The organism is Streptomyces sp. NPDC055966 (assembly GCF_042269865.1).
Classification (GTDB): domain Bacteria; phylum Actinomycetota; class Actinomycetes; order Streptomycetales; family Streptomycetaceae; genus Streptomyces.
Map to the genome: position 1 here is coordinate 68,210 of NZ_JBHJYK010000012.1, position 24,612 is coordinate 92,821.

The window sequence follows — 24,612 nt, forward strand, 5'->3', positions numbered from 1 at the left end:
ACGTGTCACAGCCACACCAGGACCAGCAGCACGACCAGCAGCAGGACCAGGACCAGCACGAGGACGTCGATCGCGTCGCCATCATCGGCATGGCCGGCCGCTTCCCCGGTGCGGACGACGTGGAGACCTTCTGGACCAACCTCGCCGAGGGCCGCGAAGGCATCAGCGTCCTGTCCGACGAGGAACTCACCGCGTCCGGCGTCGACCCCGCGCTCCCGGCCCGCGACGACTACGTCCGGGCCAAGGGCGTGCTGGACGGCGCCGACCTGTTCGACGAGGGCTTCTTCGGCTACAGCCCCCGCGAGGCCGAACTCCTCGACCCCCAGCACCGGGTCTTCCTCGAATGCGCCTGGCACGCCCTGGAGTCCGCCGGTGTCGACCCGGCCCGCTTCGAGGGCCGGATCGGCGTCTTCGCGGGCGCCGGCCTCAACACGTACCTGCTGTTCAACCTCATGAACAACCAGCGGGTCCTGGACGAGTCCGGCATGTACCAGGTGATGCTCGCCTCGGACAAGGACTTCCTGGCCACGCGCGCCGCGTACAAGCTGGGCCTGACGGGTCCGGCGGTCACCGTCCAGACGGCCTGCTCCACCTCGCTGACCGCGGTGCACCTCGCCTGCCAGAGCCTCGTGAGCGGCGAGTGCGACATCGCCCTGGCCGGCGGCGTGTCCGTCAGCTCCCCGCTGCGCGGCGGCTATCTGTACGAGCCCGGCGGCATCCTCTCCCCGGACGGCACCTGCCGCGCCTTCGACGCGGACGCCGAGGGCACCGTGCCCGGCAACGGCGCCGGCCTCGTCGTCCTGCGCCGCCTCGCCGACGCGCGGGCCGCGGGCGACCGCGTCGACGCGGTCGTCCTCGCCAGCGCCGTCAACAACGACGGCTCCCTGAAGGCCGGTTACACCGCGCCGAGCGTCGACGGCCAGGCCGACGTCGTCGCCGAGGCACTGGCCCTGGCCGACGTCGACCCCGCCACCGTCGGCTACGTGGAGACCCACGGCACCGGCACCCCTCTGGGCGACCCGATCGAGATCGCCGCCCTCACCCGCGCCTACCGCGCGGGCACCGACGCCCGGGGCACGTGCGCGATCGGCTCGGTGAAGAGCAACGTCGGCCACCTCGACGCCGCCGCCGGTGTCACCGGCCTGATCAAGGCGGCCCTCGCCCTCAGGCACGAGGCGATCCCGCCGACGCTGCACTGGGAGCGGGCCAACCCCGGCCTGGAGCTGGACAGCAGCCCGTTCTACGTCAACACCGACCTGCGTGCCTGGCCGCGCACGGACACCCCGCGCCGGGCCGGGGTCAGCTCCTTCGGCATCGGCGGCACGAACGTCCACGTCGTCCTGGAGGAGCCCCCCGCCGAGCAGCCGGCCGAGCCCGACGGCACGGCCGCGGCCGAGGCCCCGGCCCGGCTGCTGCCGCTGTCCGCGAAGTCCGCGCCCGCGCTCGCCGCGGCGGCCGCCCGGCTCGCCGACCACCTGGAGGCCGACGCCGGCACCCCCCTCGACGCCGTCGCCCACACCCTGGCCCGGCGCCGGGCCCAGTTCCCGCACCGCGGCGCCGCCGTCGCCCGTACCACCGGGGAGGCCGTCGCCGCGCTGCGGAGGCTCGCGCAGGCCCCGGCCCCGGCCGCCGCGCCCGACGCCGCCCCGGTCGCCTTCCTCTTCCCCGGGCAGGGCGCCCAGTACCCCGGCATGGCCCGCGGCCTGTACGGCCGCCGGCCCGTCTTCACCGCCGAGTTCGACCGCTGCGCGGAGCTGTTCGCCCCGCACCTCGGGGAGGACCTGCGCGCCCTGGTGCTCGACGCGGAGGGTCCCGAGGCCGCGGAACGGCTGCGGCAGACCCGGCTCGCCCAACCCGCGCTGTTCTGCGTGGAGTTCGCCCTGGCCCGGCAGTGGCAGTCCTGGGGCGTCGAGCCGCGCGCCATGGTCGGGCACAGCGTCGGCGAGTACGTCGCCGCGTGCCTCGCGGGCGTGTTCTCGCTCCAGGACGCCGTACGGCTGGTCGCCACCCGGGGCCGGCTGGTCCAGAGCATGCCGCACGGCGCCATGCTCAGCGTCTTCCTGTCCGAGGAGGAGACCACCGCCCGCCTCGGCGAGGGTCTCGCGCTCGCCGCCGTCAACTCCACGGCGCTCACCGTGGTCTCCGGCACCCCCGAGGCCGTCGACGCCCTCGAACGGCGGCTCGGGGACGAGGGTGTGGGCTGCCGCCGGCTGCACACCTCGCACGCCTTCCACTCCCCCGACATGGACGGCGCCGTCACCCCCTTCACCGAGGCGGTCCGCGGCGTCACCCTGCACGCCCCGCGGACCCCGGTGCTGTCGAACGTCACCGGCACCTGGCTCACCGCCGAGCAGGCGACCAGCCCCGAGTACTGGGGCGCCCATCTGCGTCAGACGGTGCGGTTCGGCGACGCCCTCGACGTCCTGCTCGCCGACCCCGGCCTCGTCCTGCTGGAGGTCGGACCCGGCCAGAACCTCGCCAACTTCGCCCGTGCGCACCGTGGTTGGGGTCAGGCCCGCAGTGCCGTCGGCTCCCTGCGGCACCCCGGCGAGCACGTCCCGGACGACGCCCACCTGCTGACGGGGCTCGGCGCCGCGTGGAGCGCCGGTGTCGCCGTCGACTGGGCCGCGGTCCAGGGCCCGGACGGCGGCCGCCCGGTGCGGCTGCCCGGCTACGCCTTCCAGCGGCGCCGCTACTGGGTGGAGCCCGCCGCAGCCCCCCGCACCGCGGCTCCCGCCGCCGGCGCGGACGGCTGGTTCTACACCCCCGGCTGGCAGCGGCTCGCCCTGCCCGCCCCGGGCAGGGCCGCGGCCACCGGCGACACCTGGGTGGTCCTCGGCGCCGGACTCGCCCTCGGCGACAGCCTCGCCGGGCGCCTCGCGGCCGCCGGCGACCGCGTCGTGCGCGTCCGCGCGGGCGACGGTCTGGAACGCACCGGCGAGGACTCCTGGACCCTGGACCCCGCCGACCGTGACCACCTGTCCGCACTCGTCTCGTCCCTGGCCGCGCCTCCCCTCACGGCCGGGGACGGGCGGTCCTTCCGCTTCGTCCACCTGTGGAGCACCGCCGACGGCCCCGCCGACGGCCCCTTCGACGGCACGGAGCCCACCCGGGAGCGGCTGGACGCCGCGCGCCGCACCGGCTTCGACAGCCTCCTCGCCCTCGCCCAGGCCCTGGGCGCCGGGCACCTGCCCGCCCCGGCCGTCCTCGACGTGCTGTGCCGCGGCGTGTACGACGTCACCGGCGACGAACCGCTGCGGCCCGAGCACGCCCTGCTGCTCGGCGCGGCCACCGTGATCCCCCAGGAGACCGCCGGTACCGCCTGCCGGGTCCTGGACATCACCGGCACCGACCCGGACGCCCCGGGCGAGGACGCCGTACCCGCCGTGCACGCCGTCCTCACCGGCACGGACACCGGCACCGAACTCGCCCTGCGCGGGCGGCATGTGTGGGCGCGCGGCTTCGACCGGGTGGATTGGATCGACCGGACGGACCCCGGTGACGGCGGGCGCACCGGACTGCGCGACGGTGGCGTCTACCTCGTCACCGGCGGCCTCGGCGGCCTCGGCCTCGCCATGGCCGAGCACATCGCGGCCGCGGCCGACCGGCCGGTCCTCGGCCTGCTGGGCCGCTCCGCGTTCCCGGCGCCCGCCGACTGGGACGCCCACCTCGCCGCCCACGAGGAGGCCGACCCCACCAGCACCCGGATCCGGCGGCTGCGGCACCTCGAATCCCTCGGCGCCCGTGTCGTGGTGCTCCGCGCCGACGTCACCGACGAGGAGCAGATGCTGCGCGCCGTGGGCGAACTGCGCGCGGCGGCGGGCCCGCTGAACGGCGTCGTGCACGCCGCCGGCCTGCCCTCGCAGGGCATGATCGTCACCAGGACCGCGGCCGACGCCGGCCAGGTCCTCGCCGCCAAGACGCACGGCCTGATCGTCCTCGACCGGGTCTGCCGCGCGGACGAGCTGGACTTCATGCTGCTGTGCTCCTCCGTGACCGCCGTCCTCGGCGGCCCCGGCCAGAGCGACTACGCCGCCGCCAACGCCTTCCTCGACGCGTGGGCGCAGCACCGGCGCCGGGCGGACGGGCTGCCCGTCACCGCCGTCGGCTGGGACACCTGGCGGGACGTCGGCATGGCCGCCGGCCTCGGCTCCCGGTTCGGCCTCGACTCCGGCACCCCGCTGCACGGCCACCCGCTGCTGCGGCGCCTGGTCCGCTCCGGCGCCACGTCCCGCACCTACGCCACGGTGTTCAGCACCGACGACAGCTGGATCGTCGCCGACCACCGCATCCAGGGCCACGGTCTGGTGCCGGGCACCGCCTACCTGGAGCTGGTCCGGGCCGCCGTCGCCGAGCAGGCCGCGGGGCGGGACATCGAGATCGGTGACGTGCAGTACATGATCCCGGTCGTCGTCCCCGACGGGCAGAGCCGCGAGGTCTTCACCACGATCGAGGAACGCGACGGCGGCTGGCACTTCGCGGTGCAGAGCCGCACCGGCGCCCCCGGGGCCGCGGCGTGGACCGACCACGCGCGCGGCACCGTCGCCTTCCACGAGCCGGCCGCGGACACCGTGCGCGACCTGGCCGCGCTGCGGGCCGCCTGCGCGGTGACGGAGGTCCTCGACACCGACGAGTCGATCAAACTCGGGCTGCGGCTGGACCGGTTCGAGAAGGGCGGCCCGATCGAGTTCTCCTTCGGGCCGCGCTGGAAGTGCATGCGGGAGATCCAGGTCGGTCCCAGGCACGTGATGGCGACCCTGCACCTCGACGAGGAGTACCACGGCGACCTGGAGCACTACCTGCTGCACCCGGCACTGCTCGACGCGGCCGGCGGCACCGCCCGGGTCCACGCGCCCGACACCTACTACCTGCCGTTCAGCTACCGCAGCCTGCGCGTCTTCCACGGCCTGACCGGCACCGTGCACGCCTATGTCGAGGTGAAGGGGGCCGCGGACTCCGCGGGCGAGACCAGCACCTGCGACATCGAGATCCTCGACCCGGACGGCCGGCTGCTGGCCCGGATCGGCGACTTCACCATCAAGCGGATCAACGACCTGGAGGGCCTGCGCGAGCAGATCACGCGTGCCGTCGAGCAGCCGGCGCCCGGCCGGGACGCGGCCGGCGAGGACCGCCCCGGCGAGAGGGCCGGCGGGGTCCTGCGCACCCTCGCCGAGGGCATCACCGAGCAGCAGGGCAAGGACGTCTTCGCCCGGCTGCTCGCCGCCCCGCACCTGCCCGCCCATCTCGTCGTCTCCCACCGGGAGTTCACGGCCGTACGCGACCTGGCCCGCTCCCTCACCCCCGAGCTGCTCGAACAGGAGATGGGGCAGTTCGCGCCGCCCGGCGGCAGCCATCCCCGCCCGGACCTGGACACGCCGTACGTCGCCGCCCGCACCCCCCGGGAGCGGGAGATCGCCGAGGTGTGGCAGGAGATCCTCGGCGTGGACCGGGTCGGCGTCGACGACGACTTCTTCGCCCTCGGCGGCCACTCCCTGGCCGCGGTCCAGGTCGGCACCCGGCTGAAGAACCGCCTCGGCACGGAACTCGACCTGCGGGCCTTCTTCGAGCACCCCACCGTCGCGCGCACCGCGGACCTGCTGGCGGCGGGCCCCGGCGCGGCGCGGCGCCCCGAGGACGCCATCGAGGTCCTCAGCCGCGACGAGGCGGAACCGGACGACGGCCTGGAACTGCTCGCGGGCCTGTCCGACGACGACGTGGAGGCGGAGCTGCGCCGCCTGCTCGCGGCGGACGCGGACCAAGAGAACCAGGAGAGCTGAGAGAGCATGAGCGGAATCGACGCGGCCCGGACGGACCAGGGCGCCCCGGTGGCCCTGGTGGCGGGCGGTTCACGCGGGATCGGCCGCGCCGTCGCGCTGCGGCTCGCTGAGGACGGCTTCGACGTGGCGGTGTGCTACGCCTCCGACGCGGCCGCCGCGCAGAGCCTCGGAAAGGAGATCGGCGCGCTGGGCCGGCGGTCGTACATCCGCCGGACCGACGTCGGCGACAGCGTCGCGGTGGAGGAACTCGTCGACGGGGCCGAGGACGCGCTCGGTCCCCTCGACGCGGTGGTCACCTCGGCCGCCGTGCTGCGCGACGGCCCGCTGGCGGCGATGGAGGACGACGACTGGGCGGACGTGCAGCGGGTCAACCTCGACGGCACCTACTACGTCTGCCGCACCGTCATCAACGGGATGATCGAGCGCAGGCGCGGCGCGATCGTGACGATGTCCTCCATCGCCGGTCTGTACGGCAACGCCGGGCAGACCAACTACGCCGCGTCCAAGGCCGGGATCATCGGGTTCACCAAGTCCCTGGCCCGCGAGGTCGGGCGGTACGGGATCCGGGCGAACGTGGTCGTGCCCGGCTTCGTCGCCACCGATCCCGTCGCGGCGCTGCCGGCCGAGGTCCGCGAGCGGTTCAGGCAGCGCATCCCGCTCGGGCGGTTCGGCGAGCCGCACGAGGTCGCCGACCTGGTCTCGTTCCTGCTCTCGGACCGGGCCGCGTACATCACCGGCACGACCTTCCAGATCGACGGCGGCGTGGCCGTCTGACGTCCGCGCACACCCACGGCACGGGGGTACGACCTTGCAGATCCAGGCTGACACCGAACGCTGCGTCGGCGCGGGCATGTGCGCGCTGACCGCACCCGGTCTCTTCGACCAGTCCGAGCACGACGGGACCGTCGTGCTGCTCACGGCCGGTGAGTGCGGGCGCGAGGCCGCCGACGCCGCGCGGGCGGCGGTGGCGACCTGCCCGTCGGGCGCCCTCGCCCTGACCGACTGACCGACTGAACCGACCGACTGCGTCCCGCCGCGCCCGCACCGCGGCGGACCACGGCGAGACGAAGGAGAAGCACACCATGCGCAACCCATGGTTCGCCCAGGCGGAGCCGCGGGACGAGGCCGGGGTCCGGCTCTTCTGCCTCCCGTACGCGGGCGGCGCCGCCTCGGCGTACCGGACCTGGCGCGATCTGGCCCCCGGTCATGTCCGGGTGCACCCGCTGGAGCTTCCCGGCCGCGGCGCCCGCTGGGGCGAGACCCCGGTCAGCAGGATGCCGTTGATGACCGAGATGCTGGCCGACGCCCTCGCGGGCCACCTGGAGCGGCCGTACGCGCTGTTCGGCCACAGCATGGGCGGCCTGATCGCCTTCGAGCTCGCCAGGACCCTGCGCGCGCGGGGCCTGCCCCAGCCGGCGCACCTGTTCGTCTCCGGCTCGGCCGCCCCCGACCTGCCGCGCACCCGGCAGCCGATCCACGCGGCGCCGGACGCCGACGTGCTGGAGGAACTGCGCTTCCTCGGCGGCACGCCGGCCGAACTGCTGGACGACCCCGGGCTGATGGAGCTGATCCTGCCCGCGCTGCGCGCCGACTTCTCGCTGCTGGAGACCTACCAGTACCACGCGCAGCAGCCGCTCACGGTGCCGCTGACCGTGTTCGGCGGCGCCGCCGACCCCCTGGTGGCGAGCGACCAGCTGCACCGGTGGCTGCGGCAGACCGGCGCCGCCTCGCGCCTGGTCGTCCTGCCCGGCGAGCACTTCTTCCTCCACTCGGCGGTGACCGACGTGCTGGCGACGATCGCCGACGCCCTGGCCGCGGCGGGACCCGAGCCGCTTCCGCACGCGCGGCGGGACGTTGCCTGACCGAGCCGCAGGCCCTGACCCCTCGCTTCCCCGGAACCGACCCTCTGGAGGACTCGTGCCCGCCACCCTGCCCGGCAGCCGGATCGTCTCGATCGCCCACCACCAGCCGACGCGCGTGCTCACCAACGACGACCTGGCCGCCCGGGTCGACACCTCCGACGAGTGGATCAGGTCCCGCGTCGGCATCGCCACCCGCCACATCGCCGCCGCGGACGAGAGCGTCGCCGACATGGCGATCGGCGCCGCCGCGAAGGCCGTCGCCCGGGCCGGGGTGGATGCCGCCGACATCGACCTGGTGACCGTCGCGACCTGCACCGCCGTGGACCGTATGCCGAGCATCGCCGCCCGGGTCGCCCGCCAGCTGGAGATCCCCGCCGCGGCCGTCTTCGACCTCAACGCCGCCTGCGCGGGCTTCAGTTACGCCCTCGCGGGCGCCGATCTGGCCGTGCGCGGCGGCAGCAGCCGTACCGCGCTGGTCATCGGCGCGGACAAGATGAGCGACTTCCTCGACTGGCAGGACCGGTCCACCTGCGTCATCTTCGGCGACGGCGCCGGCGCCGCGGTCGTCACGGCTGCCGAGGGCGGCGCCACGGGCACCGTCGGCCCGGTGGTGTGGGGCTCGCAGCCGCAGCGGGGCTCGGCCATCACGCTGGAGACCACCGGTCCGGCCGGGCCGCCCGCGCTGTTCCGGCAGGACGGACACGTCGTCTACCGCTGGGCGATGACCTCCCTCGCTCCGGTGGCCCGCCGGGCCTGCGAGCGGGCCGGGATCGAACCGTCCGAGCTGGCCGCCGTCGTCACGCACCAGGCGAATCTGCGGATCATCGAGGCCGTGACCAGGCATCTCGGCGCCACCGGCGCCGTCGTCGCGCGCGATGTCGTCGACTCCGGCAACACCTCCGCCGCCAGCATCCCCATGGCCCTGTCCAAGCTCGTGGAGCGCGGCGAGGTCGCGGGCGGCGCCCCCGTCCTCCTGCTCGGCTTCGGCGCGGGCCTGTCGTACGCGGCCCAGGTGGTCGGCTGCCCCTGAGGGTTTTTCCCAGGATGATGTGAAAAACGAATATTGACGCGAATTCCGCGTGTGCGACATCTTTTTGCGTGCCGCCGCCCTCGCGCCGGCACGGCCGACGAGATTCCTTCAGGCGCAAAGGAGCTGACCCGTGGCGGAGCAGGTGTGGATCGCCGGGGTGGGGATGACGAAGTTCGGCCGTCACACCGACCGTGACGTGCCCGGTCTGGCGGCCGAAGCGGTCCGGGAGGCCCTGGCCGACGCGGGGTTGGAGCCGCGCGATGTTCAGGCGGCGTTCTTCGGCAACACCACCCAGGGCGCCCTCCAGGGCCAGCTCATGATCGGCGGCCAGGTCGCCCTACGCGGCATGGGGTTCGAGCGCATCCCCATGTTCAACGTCGAGAACGCCTGCGCCACCGGCGCCACCGCACTGCACCTGGCGGTCGGTCAGGTCCGCGCCGGCGCCGCCGACATCGTGCTGGCGGTCGGCGCGGAGAAGATGAACGTCGAGGACCGCGACCGCGCGATGGCGGTCTTCGACGGTGCCTACGACGTGTCGGACCCGGCGGCGCTGGCCGCGACCCTGACCGCGTTCGGCGGTACGGCCGATGCCGCCCACGCCGGCAAGCGCAGCATCTTCATGGACGTCTACGCGGCCTGGGCCCGTGCGCACATGCACCGGTTCGGCACCACGCAGCGGCAGCTCGCCGCGGCCTCGGCCAAGAACCACCGGCACTCCGTGCACAACGAGAAGGCGCACTACCGCAAGGAGTTCACCGTCGAGGACGTCCTGTCCGCCCGCGCGCTGGCGTTCCCGCTCACCGTGCCGATGTGCGCGCCGATCACCGACGGGGCGGCGGCCGCGGTGGTGTGCGGAGAGCGCGGGCTGCGCCGACTGGCCTCGCGCGGTGCGCGGGTACGGGTCCTGGCGAGCGTGGTCGGCACGGGCGTGACGCACCCGCCGGCCGCGTGGGACCAGCACATCAGCAGGCTGGCCGCGCTGCGCGCCTACGAGCAGGCCGGCCTGGGCCCGCAGGACATCGACGTGGCCGAGCTGCACGACGCGACGGCGTTCGGGGAGATCCAGCAGACCGAACTGCTCGGACTGTTCGAGCCCGGTGCCGGCGGCGCGGCCGCCGAGGCCGGGGTGACCGCGCTGGGCGGACGGCTGCCGGTCAACCCGTCGGGCGGCCTGGAGTCGAAGGGGCATCCCCTCGGGGCGACCGGCCTGGCCCAGGTGTACGAGCTGGTCGGTCAGCTGCGCGGAGAGGCCGGGGTCCGGCAGGTGCCCGGCGCACGGATCGCGATCGCCGACAACAGCGGCGGCTTCTACGCCGGCGAGGAAGCGGTCGCCACCATCACGATCTTGGGGGCCTGATGGCGATCATCGACTTCTTCGACCGGGGCTGGCGGCACAGCCCGGACTCGGTCGCGTACGTGTCCGGCGAGCGGACCTGGACCTTCGACGAGGCGGGGAAGCTGTCGTGCCGGATCGCGCACGCCCTGCTGCGGTCGGGGTTCACCCGCGAGGCCAAGGCCGGTGTGCTGTCCCCGAACGACGCGCGGGGCTGGATCGGCGTGCTGGGCATCTGGCGGGCCGGGCTGGCCTGGGTACCGCTGAACCCGACCACTCCCCCCGCCGACCTGCGGCGCGTGATCGACGCGTTCGACTGCGAGGTGCTGTTCTACCACCCCTCGATGGCGCCGGTCGTGGCCGAGCTGGCGCCCTCGCTGCCGAAGGTCGCGCAGTACGTGTGTCTCGACGACGCGGCGGACGGCAACCCCGCGCTGGCCGAGTGGACCGCCGGTCTGCCCGACACGAAACCCCGCGTGCACCACGAGATGGACGACGTGGTGGCCATCTCGTCCACCGGCGGGACGACCGGTGCGCCGAAGGGTGTGATGAACACGCACCGGTCCCTGTCGACGTGTCTGGCCCACCTGATGATGTCGTTCCAGTATCGCGGCGACGACCCGATCGTGAACCTGGCCGCGCTGCCCATGGCCCACGCGTCCGGCGTCATCAGCCTCGCCGCCACGGCACGCGGCGGCACGGTGGTGCTGCTGCCCAGGGCCGAACCGGCGGCGATCCTCGACGCGATCGAGCGGCACCGGGTCACCGAGATCTTCCTCGCGCCCACGGTCGTCTACCGTTTGATGGAGACACCCGGACTCACCGGGCGGGACCTGTCCTCGCTGCGCTACCTGCTCTACGCCGCGGCCCCCATGTCGGCCGAGAAACTGCGGCGCGCCATCGGCCTGTTCGGCCCGGTCCTGATGGAGTGCTACGGCCAGGTGGAGGCGTTCGCCGGGGTCTGCTTCATGCGCCCCGAGGAACACTTCGTCGCCGGGAACGTGGCTCCCGACTCCCGGCTGACCTCGTGCGGCCGGCCGTACCCGCTGGTGACCGTGGAGATCCAGGACGAGGACGGACGCGCCGTCGCCGCGGGGCAGTCCGGGGAGATCTGTGTCCGCGGTGACCTCGTCATGAAGGGCTACTACGCGGCGCCCGACAGGACGGCCGAGACCGTCGTCGGCGGATGGCTGCACACCGGCGACATCGGCCACTTCGACGCGGACGGCTATCTGTTCATCACCGACCGCAAGAAGGACATGATCATCTCCGGGGGTCTGAACATCTACCCGAGCGAGATCGAGCAGGTGATCTGGAGTCACCCGGCCGTGCAGGACTGTGCCGTCATCGGTGTGCCGCACGACGACTGGGGAGAGGCGGTCACCGCGGTGGTCGAGCGCAACCCGGGCGCCCGGATCCGCGAGGACGAGCTGATCGCGCTGTGCAGGAAGACGCTGGGCGGCATCCGGGCGCCCAAGCGGGTGGAGTTCGTCGACTCGCTGCCGCGCAGCGCCAACGGGAAAGTCCTCAAGCGCGCCCTGCGCGAGCGCTACTGGGCCGGCCGCGCCCGGCAGGTGTGAGCCGCCGGCCGGCCGGAAGGGGAGTCCACTATGAGCATCGACTTCGGTCTGCGGGGCAAGGTCGCGATCGTCACCGGCGGCGGCTCCCGCGCGCCGGGCATCGGCAACGGCCGGGCCGCCGCGGTACTGCTCGCCGAGGCCGGGGCGCACGTGGTCGTGGTCGACTCCGCGCCCGAGAACATGACGGAGACCCGGCGGCTCGTCGCCGAGCGGGGCGGGGACGTGCTCGCGCTCACCGCCGACGTGACCGACCCGGACGCCTGCGCCGGGGTGGTCCGGCAGACGGTGGACGCCTTCGGCCGGCTCGATGTGCTGGTCAACAACGTCGGCGTCGCCGGCCCGCCCGGAACCGTGGTCGACGTGGACCTCGACGCCTGGGACCGGTGCCTGCGCCTGAACCTGAACTCCATGGTGCTGATGTCCCGTGCCGCCATCCCGCGCATGCGCGTCGCCGGCGGCGGGTCGATCATCAACATGTCCTCGGCGGTCGGCCTCACCGGCGGCCACCCGACGGTGGCCTACCCCACGACCAAGGCCGCGGTCGTCGGCCTCACCCGGACCATGGCCGCCCAGCACGGGCCCGAGGGCATCCGCGTGAACGCGCTCGCCCCCGGCTATGTCTACACCCCGATGGTCCACTCCCAGGGCGTCGACGACGGCGACCGCGAACAGCGCAGGCTCGCCGCCCCGCTCGCCACCGAGGGCACCGGCTGGGACGTGGGTGACGCCGTCCTGTTCCTCGCCGGCCCCAGGTCGCGCTGGATCACGGGGGTCGTCCTTCCCGTCGACGCCGGACTCACCGCGACGCTCGGCGCCGGCAGCGCCCCGTCGGTGACCTCCGCACCCGAACCGGAATGCCCGGTACGGAACTTCGGGCTGTGACAGGCTCAGAAGAACCTGTCACAGCCCGAATCCCGAAACCGGAATGCACCGAACCGGAATACGCCGAACCGGAATGCACCGAACCGGAATACCCGAACCGATGCGACCGTCAGGCATCAATACGCTGTTCTTCCCCGGCCGGCCTGTCGGTGGATTCGCCGTTCTGCGGGCACATCCCGTCCAGCCGGGTGCTGAACACCTCGTTGCCGTCCTGAAGTCCCCGGACGTGCACACTGAGCATGCCCGGCTGTGCCGGCGGCGTCAGGACGGCGTCGATCCAGCACGGTGTGCCGAACTCGGCGTACTGGTGGAACTCGGTGGCGGCCCGCACCGGGAGGAACGCGCCGGCTTCCACGAGCCCGCAGGCCGCCTGGCGCGCGGCCTCGATCAGCACCATGCCGGGCACGTGGTCGCCGCCGTGGTCGAACAGGATGGGGTGGCGGGGGTCGGGGCTGAGCAGCCAGCGGCCCGGCTGGTCGGTGGCCGACAGCACGACGTCGGAGGCGGCGCAGCGGCCCACCCGCCAGGGCTCGACGGGCAGCGGACGGGGCTGCGCCGCGGCGCCGTCCTCGGTGCGCGACCCGCGCAGACGGCGGTACGCGGCCGGGGCGACGCAGGTGAAGTGCCCGCTGCCGCGGGCCGCGAGACGTCCCTCGCGCTCGATGGTGATGCTCATGGCGAACTGGACGAGGCGGTTCCCTCGCCACTTCACGTCGGTGCAGGCGGCGTCGAGTATGAGCTCGCTGGGCCGCTCCCCTATGTCCAGGTTGTCCGGGCACACGGAGAACTCCATGTCCCGCAGCAGGAAATGATGGCCCAGCTGCACACCGAACTCCGAGTGGGCGAGGAACAGACCGACCTGGCGAATGGTTTCGGCGGCCTGCATGGGGTCGTGCTGCGTCCCGTCACCGTTGGTGAAGAAGGTGTGGGCGCGCGGCCACTGCCCCGTCAACTCGAAGTGGGTGCCGCCCAGTTGGCGGCATCCGGTGAGGAAGACCTCGGCGAGTGAGGCGCGGTGCACGTACTCACGCGGAACGGTGGTGGTGAGCTGCGGCAGGTCCTCGACTCCCTGCCAGGCGGGAGCGCGGGTGGGCTCTTGCTGGCGAACGAGCAGGGTCATGGGATCCCCTCTTCCCGACGGATCAAGGATGGTTGACTGCGTGGTTCGAAAGGGCGCCCCATGAAATATACGGGCTCACCGGTTTAGTTCAGGTGCTCCCCGAGGAAAATCTGCGCCGTTCGCCTCACTGTTTCCGGAAGCGGAAATCCCGCTTCCGGCCTGCAATGCAATTCAGCGGACTCTTAACGGCGTATTCATCATTCGGCCGACACGACGAAAGCCCCATACGGACCGAGCGGCCGGTACGGTTTGATCCGTACGACGGCGCGCGGCCTCAGCCGGACCCCGCGGCGTCCAGACCGTCCTCGCCCTCCGCGATGCGCGGCAGCACCAGGTACCAGAACCTGGTCAGCGTGCGGCGCGAGACCCACTTCGCGTCCCGCCGGCCGAGCATCTGGATCCCCACGGTGCACACGAACACCGCGCTCGCCACGTGCTCGACCGACAGACCCTGGCGCAACTCCCCCGCCTCCTGCGCGCTTTCCAGGGTCGCCTGCACCCACCGGTACCAGTGGGCGCGCACCTCGCCGACGCCCTGCGGGCACCCGGGGTCCCCCTCCAGGTCGAACCCGGCGCGCAGCACCACGTCGTCGCGCAGCTGCTGGACCAGCTCATGGCCCGCGTCGATCAGGAGCTGCAGCACGGCACCCTCGGGCATCCGCTTCTCGCACCGCTCCACGATCCCGTGCAGGCGCTGGACCGCGGCCGTCATGACCGCGGAGGCGAGGGCGACCTTGGTCGGGAAGTGGAAGTGCAGCGCCCCGCTCGTCACGCCGGCGTGACGGCTGATGGACAGGAGTGAGGAAGGGCTGTAGCCCATCCGGCTGAAGTCTTCGGCCGCCGCCGTGATCAGCGCGTTGCGGGTCCGAACGGCACGTTCCTGCTTGACCATCGAGGTGCTCCGTAGCTCCCGAGCCGCTCCATGAACCCGTGGTGGGAGCATGGAGATGACGCCCCCGTACGGAGCGACCCTGCCGGTCTCGCAGAACTCGCCCGTCAACTCCGCCAAGATTAACAAACCGTCGATGCGGTTTGTCAGCTTGGCGTGTGAAGTTTCGCAGGATGGGGCCAAAACGGACCCCCGGGCGCGCCGTAGGCGCGGACCGCTTGCACGAATCCTTCCCGCCCTCTGGAAAACGAACCGGGCGTGCTGTTTAATTTGGTGGTCAAGCAAGTCCCGAGTTCCCTGAGACACGCCAGACAACGCGCGCCCCTTACGGGCCTTGCGCCTACGGACCTGGGGAGAGACATGGAGATTGAAGTACTCGGCGGCTTTGCGGCACGGCTGGGCAGTACGCGGATCGTCCCGACCGCTCCGAAGCCGCGTCAGGTCCTCGCCCTGCTCGCCCTGAAGGCGGGCCAGCTCGTGCCGCCCGCTGTCCTGGTGGAAGAGCTGTGGGGCGCCCACCCGCCGCGCAGCGCCCGCACCACGCTGCAGACGTACGTGCTGCGGCTGCGGGAGCTGATCGACTCCGCCCTTCCCGGGACAGCGGGCGGCGCGCCCGTGCGCACGGCCAAGGACGTGCTGGTCACCCTGCCGGGCGGCTATCTGCTCGACACGGCCGACGGCACGCTGGACTTCCGCGAGTTCGAGCGCCTGAGCAACGAGGGCTACCGGGCGATGGAAGCCGGCGACCACAGCAACGCGGCCCGCCTGCTGCACACGGCCCTCGCCCTGTGGACGGGGCCCGCGCTCGTCGACGTGGAGCCGGGCCGGCATCTCCACGCGCAGGCCCGCCGGCTGGAGGAGGCCCGGCTGTGCGCGCTCGACCGGCGGATCGAGGCGGACCTGATCCTCGGCCGGCACCGCGAACTGCTGCCCGAACTCACCGTCCTGGTCGACCAGTACGACCTGCACGAGAGCCTGTACGGCCAGTTCATGCTGGCGCTGTACCGGGCCGGCCGCCCCGGCGAGGCGCTGCGGGTCTACCAACGGCTGCGCAGCCATCTCGTGCGGGACCTGGGGCTGGAGCCGAGTGCGCCGGTGCAGCGGCTGCAACAGTCGATCCTCAGGGCTTCTTCCGAGGGGTCACAGGAACTCCAGCTGGTAGCCCATCAGACACCGGCTGAGGTCGGCTGAGCGGTCGGCACCGGCGACAGCGGGGCGGGAGAACTCCTCGCGCGGCTCACCGAACCACTGCCGCAGCGTCCCGGCGAGTTCCCCGCCGTCGGAGGCCCACAGCACATATCCGTCCGGGCGCACCACCACGGCGTCGGCGTCCGGCAGCGGCCCGGCGGCCCTGGCGGTGCGCAGCACGTGGGCCCAGCCCTCCGCGCCGCCCGGCCGGTCGGCGCCGTCGCCCAGCAGGAGCACCGGCCGGCCCTCTCCCAGCAGGGCGATCAGGTCGGTGCCGCCCGCGGCCAGCGGCTGGTTGGGCAGGAACCGCCCCTCCCAGACCGACTGCGCGGCGGCCCCGTCGCGGTACTCCGTGTCCTGGGCGCTGACCATCCCGCCCAGCCGCCTCGCGACCTCGGGCAGCGGCAGCAGATCGGCCATCAGGGCGCGCAGCGGGTCGAGTTCGGGGCCGGGGCGCATCAGCGCGAGCTGCGCCCGGGTGTTGTCCACCACGCGCTGTCCGGCGGGCCTGCGTTCACGGTCGTAGGTGTCCAGCAGGTCCTTCCCCGCGCGGCCGCGCAGCGCGTGGGCCAGTTTCCAGCCCAGGTTGAGGGCGTCCAGCAGGCCGGTGTTCAGTCCCTGCCCGCCGACGGGGAAGTGCACGTGCGCGCTGTCGCCCGCCAGGAAGATCCGGCCCTGGCGGTAGCCGGTCACCAGCCGGGAGAAGTCGCTGAACCGGGACAGGTGCACCGGATCGGCGAGCGGCACGGGCCGGCCCACGATCCGGGCGGCCTCGGCGCTCAGCTCCTCCAGGGTGGGCGCGCCGGCGCGGTCGGGGTGCGGCCCGCGGCAGTCCAGGGTGAGCAGCCGGCCGCGGCCCTGTCCGTCGCACTTGGCGGAGGTCCAGCCGCGTTCGGTGCGCTGCCACCCGAGCGGGACGCCGGCCGGGTCGGTGAACCGTATCTGGCCCATCAGGGCGGAGACGGTCGCGGGATGGGTGACGGCGGCGAAGCCGCACAGCTCGCGGACGGTGCTGCGGGCTCCGTCGGCGCCCACCACGTAGGAGGCCCGCAGCCGGCATGTGCTGCCGTCCGCCGCGACGACGACCTGGACGCCGCCGGGATCCTGATCGATCCGCACCGCGCGGTGCCCCCGCAGCACCCGCACCCCGCGCTCGCGGGCCACGGCCTCGAAGTGGCGCTCCAGATCCGCCTGGGCCCGCTTGACGAGGACCGCCGGTTCCGCGGCCGGGGCGGTGATGGACAGCCCGGGCAGGCCCGCGAAGTGGAACGGCTCGCCGCCCGCGCCCGCCGCGTCGGCGGCGCCGACGGCGAGCCCGCGCCGGGCGAGGGACTGGACGGTCCGGGCGTGCAGCGTGCCGGCCCTGGGCTCGTCGGACGTGGTCCGCCGCGCTTCGACGACGGTCGTGGCGACGCCGTACGCGCCGAGTTCGGCGGCGAGCAGCATGCCGACCGGACCGCCGCCGACGATCAGCACTTCGCAGGGAGGGCTGGACATGGGCATCCTTCCGTCGGCGTCGGCCCGGACGTGCGGCCCGCCCGGGGTCCGGGCGGGCGAGGCGGGAGGGCGGGTCAGAGAAAGTCGTGCCGGTGCTGGTGTGCCCAGTCGCGGTAGGTCAGCGCCGGGCGGCCGAGGAGCTTTTCGACCGTGGGGTCGACGAGCTCCTTGGCACCGTCCCGCTGCCGGCGCGCGCTGTGCAGCAGGGCCTGGGCGACGGGCTCGGGGTACCGCCTGGACCAGGCCTCGTACGCCTGCTCCGGGGTCGTTCCCACGAACCGCACCGGGCGGCCGAGCACCTCGGCCAGTACGGCGGTCTGTTCGGCCGCGGACAGTGCCTCCGGGCCCGTCAGCGGGTAGGTCATGCCCTCGCCCGCGCCGCCGGTCAGGGCCAGCGCGGCGACGGCCGCGATGTCCTCGGGGGCGACGCACGCGTTGCGTGAGGTGCCGTCGGCGGCCTGGACGACGCCGCGCGTACGGATCGACGAGGCCCAGGCCAGGGAGTTGGACATGAAGGACCGGGGCCGCAGGATCGTCCACGGCAGGCCGCAGGCCCGCACGAGGTCCTCGTTCCGCCGCTGCCACCGGGTGATCAGGTCGTCGGCCCGTTCGTCGGCCACGGCCAGGGCGGAGAGCTTCACGACGTGCCGTACGCCGCTCTCGCGCGCGGCGGTCAGGAGGTTCGGGTCGTGTTCGGGCCGCAGCGGGTTCGCCGTGACCACGAACAGCGCGTGCGCGCCCGCCAGTGCGGCGACGAGCGAGGCGGGGTCGTCGAAGTCGGCCGCCACGGCCTCGCCGGGGATCCCCAGCTCCGCGGCCCGCGCGGGGTCGCGCGCGAGCAGCCGTACGGGACGGTCGTCGGCGAGCAGCCGGGCCACCAGGCCCCCCACCGTCCCGGTGGCGCCGGTGACCGCGATCATCGGCCGGGCTCCGGGGTGAGCACCGCGGGCACGCTGCGGTAGCCGTTGGTGATGAAGGAGACGGTCGCCTCCAGCTCCGCCGCCGGCCGCGCGAGGCGCATGCGGGGGAAGCGCTCGAACAGCGCGGGCAGGGCGACGCGCGCTTCGAGCCGGGCCAGTGAGGCGCCCAGGCAGTGGTGCGCGCCGTGTCCGAAGGCGAGGTGATCACGTCGCTCGCCGCGCAGCACGTCGAACTCCTCGGCGTCGGGGCCGTGTTCGTCCGGGTCGAGGCCGGTGGCCGCGAAGGAGATCAGCACGGGGTCGCCCTGGCGGATGACCACCCCTTCGCCGAGGTCGATGTCCTCGACCGCGAACCGCAACGGGACGAACGCCGCGGGCCCGCGCATCCTGAGCGTCTCCTCGACCACCGCGTCCCAGCCGGCGGCGCCGCCCCGCACATGCTGCAACTGGTCGGGGTGGGAGAGGAGTTCGACGATCGCGTTGCCGAGGAGGTTGACCGTGGTCTCGTGGCCGGCACCGATCATCAGCAGCAGCGTGTCGACGAGTTCGCCCTCGCTCAGCCGGGTCCCGTCCTGGTCCCGCGCCGCGATCAGGGCGGAGGCCAGGTCGTCGGCCGGCGCGAGCCGCTTGACGGCCACGAGCCGGACCAGCACCTCGTGCAGGCTCGCCTGGGCCGCCCGCACCTCCTCGGCCGTGGCCGAGGTGCGCATGGACTCGCTGAGCCCGTGGCGCAGTGCCTGCCGGTCGCCCTCGTCGAAGACCCCGAACAGCTCGCAGATCACCTGGACGGGCAGTTCGAGCGCGAACTCGGTGATCAGGTCCACGGTCCGGCCGGCCGGCCGGGCCGCGAGGGAGTCCACCAGGGCGGCCGTCAGGGTCTCGACGCGGGGCCGCATGGCCGCGCTGCGGCGCGCCGTGAACGCCCCCGCGATCAGCCTGCGCAGCCGGGAGTGCTCCTGCCCGTAGGCCGAGAGCATGTTCTCCGCGCTGACCCAGTGGTACAGGGGCCAGTCCTCGCCGATCCGCCCGTCGGCGAAGCTCGGCCAGTGCCGGCGGGCGTCCCGGGATATCCGGGGGTCCACCAGCAGCCGCTTGGCGTACGCGTGCCGCGTCACGGCCCAGGCGAGGACGCCGTCGGGCAACTCGACCCGCGCCGCGGGACCGTGTCCCCGGAGCTCCGCGGCCTCCTCCGCCAGATGGCTGCCCGTCAGATCTACGGCGTAGGGGCAGGTCGATACCACCATTGCTGCACTCCGTCCTTGCGTGGACTCGCGCCGTGACTCGGAATTGCCGTGCGGGTCGATCCTGTCGTACGTCAGCCGTGCCCGACGAGGCGTGCCGTGTGGTCGGGCGGGGTCTCCCCCCTGGCCTGCCGCTCCTGCTCGATGGCCTGGTTCACCCGGGCCCCGCGGTCCTCGGCGACGTCCAGCTGGACCAGGACGCTCGGGACGGCGACGCCCGCCATCAGGACGCGGTACAGCGAGGCGACGCGTTCGTCCAGATCCGCGCGCCCCGTCAGCGCCTGCGACATCAGCTGAACACCCGCGAACGCCCCGACGAACACGTCCGCGAGCGCCCCGGGGTCGATGTGGGGCTGCAACTCCCCCTGCTGCTTGGCCTGTTCGAACATCTGCCGGCTCGCCAGGGACCAGGCGAGGAACGGCACGCTGCGGTCCACCTTGCCGTGCCCGGCCTGCTCCAGGGCGAGCCGGACGCCGCCGCGCAGTACCGGATCGCGCACCATCAGATGAGCGAGCAGCATGCCCCGGTCCACGGCCTCCTGCAGCTTCAGCCGCTGCTCCGGGACGTCCGGGACGACCTGCACGTTCTCCTGGAGCACCTCTTTGGCGAGCTGCTCCTTGGAGGGGAAGTGGAAGTACAGCGCACCCTTGGTGACACCGGACCGACCCAGGATCTCCGACATGGTGGCCGCCTCGTAGCCGAGTTCGTCGAAGACCTCGGCGGCAGCGGTCAGGATCGTACGTCGCGTGCGGAACGCCCGTTCCTGCTGCGCCACGTCACACCTCCTCGCCCTGGCCCGAGCCCCCCACGCCGCCCGGAGCAAAAAGAAACCGTCGAGTTCGTATGCTATCAGTCCGTCTCCGGCCGGGACGGTGATCCGCAGAGCCCGCCCCGGCCTCCGGGCCTGCCCGGGGAGGAGGGGGCGGGAGCCTCCGTGAGGGCCGGGAAGAGGGGGCCACGAGGTGTGCGGAATTTCTCGGAATCCGGTCCTCGGAATCCGGTCCTCGGAATCCGGTCCGACGAATACGGCCGACATCGCATCGGGCGCGGCATGAATAAACGAGTTCGCCGATGAAGTATTGCGCTTCACCGGCGAACTCGCCCGGGGGATTTCGGAAAACGGTACCCAGCAGGAACTGAACGGCGCAAGACACGCCCCGGTTCACACGGCCCGGCCCGTGCGCGCGCCGCCGCCGTGTTCCAGACCTTCGGCGAAACTGAGCCAACGCTCGCCGCAGTGCCTGGCGGCCCGGGCGATGTCGGCGTTCCGGTGTTCCGGCACCGCCCCCATCAGCCACCTCCACTTCTCGTCGTCGAGCGCGTTGGTCGCAAGGAGCTGGAGCAGCGCCCTGCCCGCCTCGGAAAAGCGCAGCGAGGGATCTTTGCGCAGGTTCACGAGCCGTCCGGCGTCCGAGATGAGGGCCGGTTCCGGCCGGGCCCGGACAACACGTTCGGGTTCCTGCGCCACCGGCCGCTTGCGCACCGCACGCGCGCCCGGCAGATTGCTTTCCTGCGCGGCTTCCCGCAGTTTGGGCGGCACCGGGTCCTTTCCTTCCCGGATGCGCAGCCGGACGTCCCGGGCGGTCGCGAGCGCGATACCGGCTTCCTGGGCGATCTCGCGCAGCGAGGCGTTCGGGCGTTCCGCGATGACCTGGCCCGCGCGGCGCCGGCCGGCCGCGCTGTTGACCGGCCGGGACCGGCCGTCGCGTCCGGTGCGCGCGTTCAACTGGTCGACGTGGGCAGTTGAACGCCTGCGCAGCGAGGAGACCGTGGCCGGCGCGAGGCCGGTCACCTCCGCGATGCGCCGGTCCGACCAGTGGGCGTGGCTGTCGATGATGCGCTCGGCCGCCGAGAGCCGGTCCCGGCGCGAGAGCGGCATGCCGTGTTCGGCGTTGAGCCGGACGGCCAGGACGAACGCGTCCTCGGCCGAACCCTCCACGTACCGGACCTCGATGGAGTCCTCGCCGCGCAGCACCGCCGCCCGCAGCCGGTGCACGCCGTCGACGATCCGCATGGTCGGCCGGTGGACCACGATGGGCGGCAGTTGATTGCGCATCTCGGCCAGCGCCTCGACGTGCTCCGCGTCCTCCCCCGCGATACGCGGCGAATCCGACGTCACCAAGGACGCGATGGGCACCAGTTCCGACACGGGCTGGTCGAAGGCGCCGGACACGGGCGCCGTGGGCCTGCCTGCCGTTAACGCGTCGAGCATCAGCGCCTCCTGAGGCATCTCCGGTTCTGGCTTCATGACACGACGATACCCGGAAAGAAACCGACTGCTCCGTTTTATTAGGGGAGGCTCAAGCGGGCGTAGAGCGGGCTTCGAGCGCGGACTCCGCAGAGGGTGGATGCCGACGAGGCCGTGGAAGCGGTACGCGTGGGGCGGCCTTCGGGCGGCGCGCCGGTCCGGGCGCGCGAGGGCCGCGGCGCTGTCCGCCGGCGCCGAACCGGTGTGCGGGCCGGTACGGCGCGACGTCCGCGCCGCGGCCTCGGGCAGCGGCCGTTACGACGCCTCGAAGACACGGGGCAGGCCGGCCGCCGCGCCGCCTTGCACCGTGAGCCGTTCGAGCCGGCCGGGTGCGGTCGCGTACTGCTCGACGAGCGCGTCGAGCGGCACGTCGGGATTGACCGCCAGTTGCCCGGCGACGATGCGCAGCGCCAGCGGAAGCCCGCCGCACAGCGCCATCAGGCGCTCGGTGACCGGACCGGGCCCCTCGATGCGTCCCCCGCTGAGCCGGATCAGCAGCCGCGTGCCCTCCTCCTCGGTCAGCGGCCCGATCGTGACCAGGTGCGCGCCGTCCCGCGCCGCGAGCCCGCTGAAGCGCTGCCGGCTCGTCACGAGGACGCAGGACGAGCCCCGGGGGATGAGCGGTCGCAGCTCATCCGCGTCGTGGGCGTCGTCGAAGATCACCAGCATCCGCCGGCCGTGCAGCAGGCTGCGGTAGAGGGACGCGCGGGCGGCCACGCCCGACGGCATCCGCGAGCCGTCGACACCGAGGCCGCCCAGGAGCTGGCCGAGCGCGTCGTCGGCGCTGACCGGCCGGCCCTGCGGCCCGGTGCCGCACAGGTCCACGTACAGCTGGCCGTCGGGGAAGCGGTCGGTGAGCCGGTGGGCCAGCCGCAGCACCAGCGCCGACTTGCCGGCGCCGGCCGGGCCGTCGACCACCGCGACCGGTGTCCAGGCGCCGCCGTGCGAGAGCTCGCTGTCGACCCACTCCTCCAGCCGCGCGAGTTCTGTCGCACGACCCACGAACTCACGTGCCAGCGGCGGGAGCTGGGCCGGCTTGGGCGCGCCGTGGAAGGCGGTCTCCCGGCCCGCGAGCAGCAGGGACGCGGGATCGGCGCCGGGCGCGCTCAGCTCGGGGTGCCCGGACAGGATCTGCTGGTGGAGGGTGCGCAGATCGGCACCGGGCTCTATGCCGAGTTCCCTGAACAGCAGTTCCCGGGTCTCGTCGTACGTCCACAGCGCGTGCACCCGGCGCCCGCTGCGGTAGAGCGCCAGCATCAGCAGCCAGCGCAGCTTCTCGCGCAGCGGTTCCTCGGACACCGTCGCCGGCAGTTCGGTGACCAGCTCGGCGTGCCGGCCCGCCGCCAGCATGTCCTCGGCCCACTCCTCCACCGCCGTCAGCCTCAGGTCCCGCAGCCGGTCGCGCTCCATCGCGGCGAAGGGGCCGGGGACCCGGGAGAACGCCTCGCCGCGCCAGCCGGCGAGGGCCTGCTCGTACAGCCGCAGTGTCGCCTCGACGTCGCCCCGGCCGCGTGACCTGCGCGCGTCGCCGAGGCTGCGGGCGAAGACCACGGCGTCCACGGCCGTGGGGTCCACCCGCAGGCAGTACCCGCCCGACTCGGAGGTGAGCAGCAGGCCGGCCGCCCGCTTGCGGCGCCCGGGCTCCAACGCCCGCCGCAGCCCGGCCACATAGGTGTGCACACCGCCCGCGGCCGTGTGCGGGAGGTCGCTGCCCCACACGGCGTCCACGATGTTCTCGACGCCCACGACATCGCCCGCGCGGCTGGCCAGCAGGGCCAGCACGGCCCGCTGCTTGGGCGGGCCGAGCGCGACCTCCGCCTCGTTCCACCACGCGCGCACCGGTCCGAGAAGCTGTATGCGCAGGGGGGATCCCGTGGTCACCATGGGTGATTCACCTCCTGAAGTACCTTCACCAGGTCACCGGGGCCAAGGAAACGGCGGGAGCGTCGGAAAGGCCGGCCAGGGCACTGCGGAACGTTTCTTCGGAAGGCTCCGCGAAACCGGATCCCGGCAGAAGTGCCGCTGTATTCCACTTGATCGACGCAGGCATCGCAGACCCCATCCTGAGCGCATCAATTCGCGCGGCACGGTCCTACCCACGACTGTCCGACGAAGGCTCGTCCATTAGAAACACAGATCGGTTGGGCGCACTAGTCCCGGAGTGCCGGCCAGGCACCGCCGCGGGCACGTGAATTGATCGGCGCCGTCGATCGTGGAACCGTGGTGGGGCGGGTGAGTTCAACTGATTCCCGACGAGCAGTTGAACACTCGTGCCGGGTCCTCGCCCGATCAGATCCAGCGTGAATCCCGGGCAATGCGCAGTGCGTCGATCCGGTTGCGCGCGCCCAGCTTCGCGACCATGGAGGAGAGGTAGTTGCGTACGGTTCCCTGAGAGAGGTGCATCCCTGCCGCGATCTCGACGACCGTGTCGCCCCGGGCGACGTACTCAAGGACGGTGAACTCACGCCTGTTCAAAGGGCAGTCGCTGTTGTTCAGCGCGGCGACCGTCAACTCCGCGTCGAAGACCCGCTCACCCTGGTGCACCCGGTGAATGGCCTCGACGAACTGACGCGGAGACACGCTCCGCTCGACAATCCCGCCGATTCCGGTGGCGAAAGCCTGGCGGACGACCGAACGCGTCACCGCGGTGGCCAGCAGCATGCTCCGGCAGCCGAGATCCGCAATCTTCTCGGCAATGGAGATCGCTTCGCCGTCCTCGCCCTCGAAGCTGATGATGGATACGTCCGGCCTGTGCAGTTCGGCGAACTCCAGGGCGGCGAAGTTGCTTTCCGCGGACCCGACGACGTGTACCCCCTCGTGTCGCTCCAGCAAGGCAGCGAGCGCGAAACGGGACAGATGCCGGTCGTCGGACACCAATACATCGATTCCCACGCGGTCCCCCTATGTAGTTCCACGACGCTCGCCATTCTGGGGAAACCGACTGGCTGAAATATGTACGTCGTCTGCATGGCGGCCCGCCGCGGCCCCGGCGACGACCTCTCGAACGCGCGTCCGCCCTGCTCGGACGACACCGGCCCCGCCGC

General features: G+C 73.0%; 18 protein-coding genes. 9 read left to right on the plus strand and 9 right to left on the minus strand.

All coding sequences use genetic code 11. From position 1 onward, the window contains the following. The first annotated feature begins 2 nt into the window (after positions 1–2). The 8 genes from ACFC8N_RS25120 (at position 3) to ACFC8N_RS25155 (ending at position 12,464) form a co-directional block, all read left to right on the plus strand. Positions 3–5,777, plus strand: coding sequence for an SDR family NAD(P)-dependent oxidoreductase (locus ACFC8N_RS25120; RefSeq protein ID WP_376289924.1), 5,775 nt, complete (start codon positions 3–5; stop codon positions 5,775–5,777). 6 nt (positions 5,778–5,783) lie between these two features. Further along, a complete protein-coding gene (gene fabG, locus ACFC8N_RS25125) occupies positions 5,784–6,551 on the plus strand; it encodes a 3-oxoacyl-ACP reductase FabG (RefSeq protein WP_362822265.1) in 768 nt (255 codons plus the stop codon). 34 nt (positions 6,552–6,585) lie between these two features. Then, entirely contained in the window at positions 6,586–6,783 is a 198-nt protein-coding gene (locus ACFC8N_RS25130; RefSeq protein WP_356029651.1) for a (4Fe-4S)-binding protein, read from the plus strand. Between the two features lie 76 nt (positions 6,784–6,859). Next, positions 6,860–7,639, plus strand: coding sequence for a thioesterase II family protein (locus tag ACFC8N_RS25135; protein WP_376289927.1), 780 nt, complete (start codon positions 6,860–6,862; stop codon positions 7,637–7,639). Positions 7,640–7,706: 67 nt separating this feature from the next. Continuing rightward, positions 7,707–8,669: a beta-ketoacyl-ACP synthase III gene (locus ACFC8N_RS25140; RefSeq protein ID WP_376290232.1), complete on the plus strand. Its 963-nt coding sequence runs from the start codon at positions 7,707–7,709 to the stop codon at positions 8,667–8,669. A gap of 130 nt (positions 8,670–8,799) precedes the next feature. After that, positions 8,800–10,026, plus strand: a complete 1,227-nt coding sequence (locus ACFC8N_RS25145) for a thiolase family protein (protein ID WP_356029653.1) — start codon at positions 8,800–8,802, stop codon at positions 10,024–10,026. Then, positions 10,026–11,582, plus strand: coding sequence for an AMP-binding protein (locus tag ACFC8N_RS25150; RefSeq protein WP_362822262.1), 1,557 nt, complete (start codon positions 10,026–10,028; stop codon positions 11,580–11,582). Before ACFC8N_RS25145 ends, ACFC8N_RS25150 begins: the two co-directional genes overlap by 1 nt. 30 nt (positions 11,583–11,612) lie before the next feature. Continuing rightward, positions 11,613–12,464, plus strand: coding sequence for an SDR family oxidoreductase (locus ACFC8N_RS25155; RefSeq protein WP_356029655.1), 852 nt, complete (start codon positions 11,613–11,615; stop codon positions 12,462–12,464). 109 nt (positions 12,465–12,573) lie between these two features. On the opposite strand, the gene ACFC8N_RS25160 is transcribed toward ACFC8N_RS25155, so the two are convergent. Then, the gene (locus ACFC8N_RS25160) at positions 12,574–13,584 is read right to left on the minus strand and encodes a ScbA/BarX family gamma-butyrolactone biosynthesis protein (RefSeq protein WP_376289930.1); all 1,011 of its coding nucleotides are present in this window, start codon (positions 13,582–13,584) and stop codon (positions 12,574–12,576) included. A 274-nt stretch (positions 13,585–13,858) separates the two neighbouring features. Beyond that, the gene (locus ACFC8N_RS25165) at positions 13,859–14,476 is read right to left on the minus strand and encodes a ScbR family autoregulator-binding transcription factor (protein WP_356029658.1); all 618 of its coding nucleotides are present in this window, start codon (positions 14,474–14,476) and stop codon (positions 13,859–13,861) included. Positions 14,477–14,833: 357 nt separating this feature from the next. Here ACFC8N_RS25165 and ACFC8N_RS25170 point away from each other — a divergent pair, with 357 nt between their 5' ends. Next, positions 14,834–15,664 (plus strand): AfsR/SARP family transcriptional regulator, encoded by an 831-nt coding sequence (locus ACFC8N_RS25170; RefSeq protein ID WP_356029660.1) that lies wholly within the window; start codon positions 14,834–14,836, stop codon positions 15,662–15,664. Here the strand turns inward: ACFC8N_RS25170 and ACFC8N_RS25175 are convergent. From ACFC8N_RS25175 to ACFC8N_RS25205, 7 genes are all read right to left on the minus strand, one after another. Next, complete coding sequence (locus tag ACFC8N_RS25175; protein WP_376289934.1) at positions 15,614–17,158, minus strand: FAD-dependent monooxygenase; 1,545 nt, start codon at positions 17,156–17,158, stop codon at positions 15,614–15,616. The two genes, ACFC8N_RS25170 and ACFC8N_RS25175, sit on opposite strands and share 51 nt — an antisense overlap. 74 nt (positions 17,159–17,232) lie before the next feature. Then, positions 17,233–18,078 carry an SDR family oxidoreductase gene (locus tag ACFC8N_RS25180; protein WP_362822259.1) on the minus strand — a complete coding sequence of 282 codons (846 nt, stop codon included), beginning with the start codon at positions 18,076–18,078 and terminating at the stop codon, positions 17,233–17,235. Then, positions 18,075–19,322: a cytochrome P450 gene (locus ACFC8N_RS25185; RefSeq protein ID WP_356029664.1), complete on the minus strand. Its 1,248-nt coding sequence runs from the start codon at positions 19,320–19,322 to the stop codon at positions 18,075–18,077. The genes ACFC8N_RS25180 and ACFC8N_RS25185 overlap by 4 nt, the downstream gene beginning before the upstream one ends. Positions 19,323–19,393: 71 nt before the next feature. After that, positions 19,394–20,095 (minus strand): ScbR family autoregulator-binding transcription factor, encoded by a 702-nt coding sequence (locus ACFC8N_RS25190; RefSeq protein ID WP_356029665.1) that lies wholly within the window; start codon positions 20,093–20,095, stop codon positions 19,394–19,396. A 387-nt stretch (positions 20,096–20,482) separates the two neighbouring features. Beyond that, positions 20,483–21,568: a ParB N-terminal domain-containing protein gene (locus tag ACFC8N_RS25195; protein WP_356029667.1), complete on the minus strand. Its 1,086-nt coding sequence runs from the start codon at positions 21,566–21,568 to the stop codon at positions 20,483–20,485. 255 nt (positions 21,569–21,823) lie between these two features. Then, the gene (locus ACFC8N_RS25200) at positions 21,824–23,452 is read right to left on the minus strand and encodes a BTAD domain-containing putative transcriptional regulator (RefSeq protein ID WP_376289939.1); all 1,629 of its coding nucleotides are present in this window, start codon (positions 23,450–23,452) and stop codon (positions 21,824–21,826) included. Between the two features lie 405 nt (positions 23,453–23,857). Then, complete coding sequence (locus ACFC8N_RS25205) at positions 23,858–24,460, minus strand: response regulator transcription factor (protein ID WP_356029670.1); 603 nt, start codon at positions 24,458–24,460, stop codon at positions 23,858–23,860. Between the last annotated feature and the right edge of the window lie 152 nt (positions 24,461–24,612).

What these genes read in the sequence shown, in the direction of transcription:
- fabG (WP_362822265.1), top strand. Translation starts at nt 5,784, where the DNA reads ATGAGCGGAATCGACGCGGCCCGGACGGACCAGGGCGCCCCGGTGGCC.
- ACFC8N_RS25135 (WP_376289927.1), top strand. Translation starts at nt 6,860, where the DNA reads ATGCGCAACCCATGGTTCGCCCAGGCGGAGCCGCGGGACGAGGCCGGG.
- ACFC8N_RS25150 (WP_362822262.1), top strand. Translation starts at nt 10,026, where the DNA reads ATGGCGATCATCGACTTCTTCGACCGGGGCTGGCGGCACAGCCCGGAC.
- ACFC8N_RS25155 (WP_356029655.1), top strand. Translation starts at nt 11,613, where the DNA reads ATGAGCATCGACTTCGGTCTGCGGGGCAAGGTCGCGATCGTCACCGGC.
- ACFC8N_RS25160 (WP_376289930.1), bottom strand. Translation starts at nt 13,584, where the DNA reads ATGACCCTGCTCGTTCGCCAGCAAGAGCCCACCCGCGCTCCCGCCTGG.
- ACFC8N_RS25165 (WP_356029658.1), bottom strand. Translation starts at nt 14,476, where the DNA reads ATGGTCAAGCAGGAACGTGCCGTTCGGACCCGCAACGCGCTGATCACG.
- ACFC8N_RS25170 (WP_356029660.1), top strand. Translation starts at nt 14,834, where the DNA reads ATGGAGATTGAAGTACTCGGCGGCTTTGCGGCACGGCTGGGCAGTACG.
- ACFC8N_RS25175 (WP_376289934.1), bottom strand. Translation starts at nt 17,158, where the DNA reads ATGTCCAGCCCTCCCTGCGAAGTGCTGATCGTCGGCGGCGGTCCGGTC.
- ACFC8N_RS25180 (WP_362822259.1), bottom strand. Translation starts at nt 18,078, where the DNA reads ATGATCGCGGTCACCGGCGCCACCGGGACGGTGGGGGGCCTGGTGGCC.
- ACFC8N_RS25185 (WP_356029664.1), bottom strand. Translation starts at nt 19,322, where the DNA reads ATGGTGGTATCGACCTGCCCCTACGCCGTAGATCTGACGGGCAGCCAT.
- ACFC8N_RS25195 (WP_356029667.1), bottom strand. Translation starts at nt 21,568, where the DNA reads ATGAAGCCAGAACCGGAGATGCCTCAGGAGGCGCTGATGCTCGACGCG.
- ACFC8N_RS25200 (WP_376289939.1), bottom strand. Translation starts at nt 23,452, where the DNA reads ATGGTGACCACGGGATCCCCCCTGCGCATACAGCTTCTCGGACCGGTG.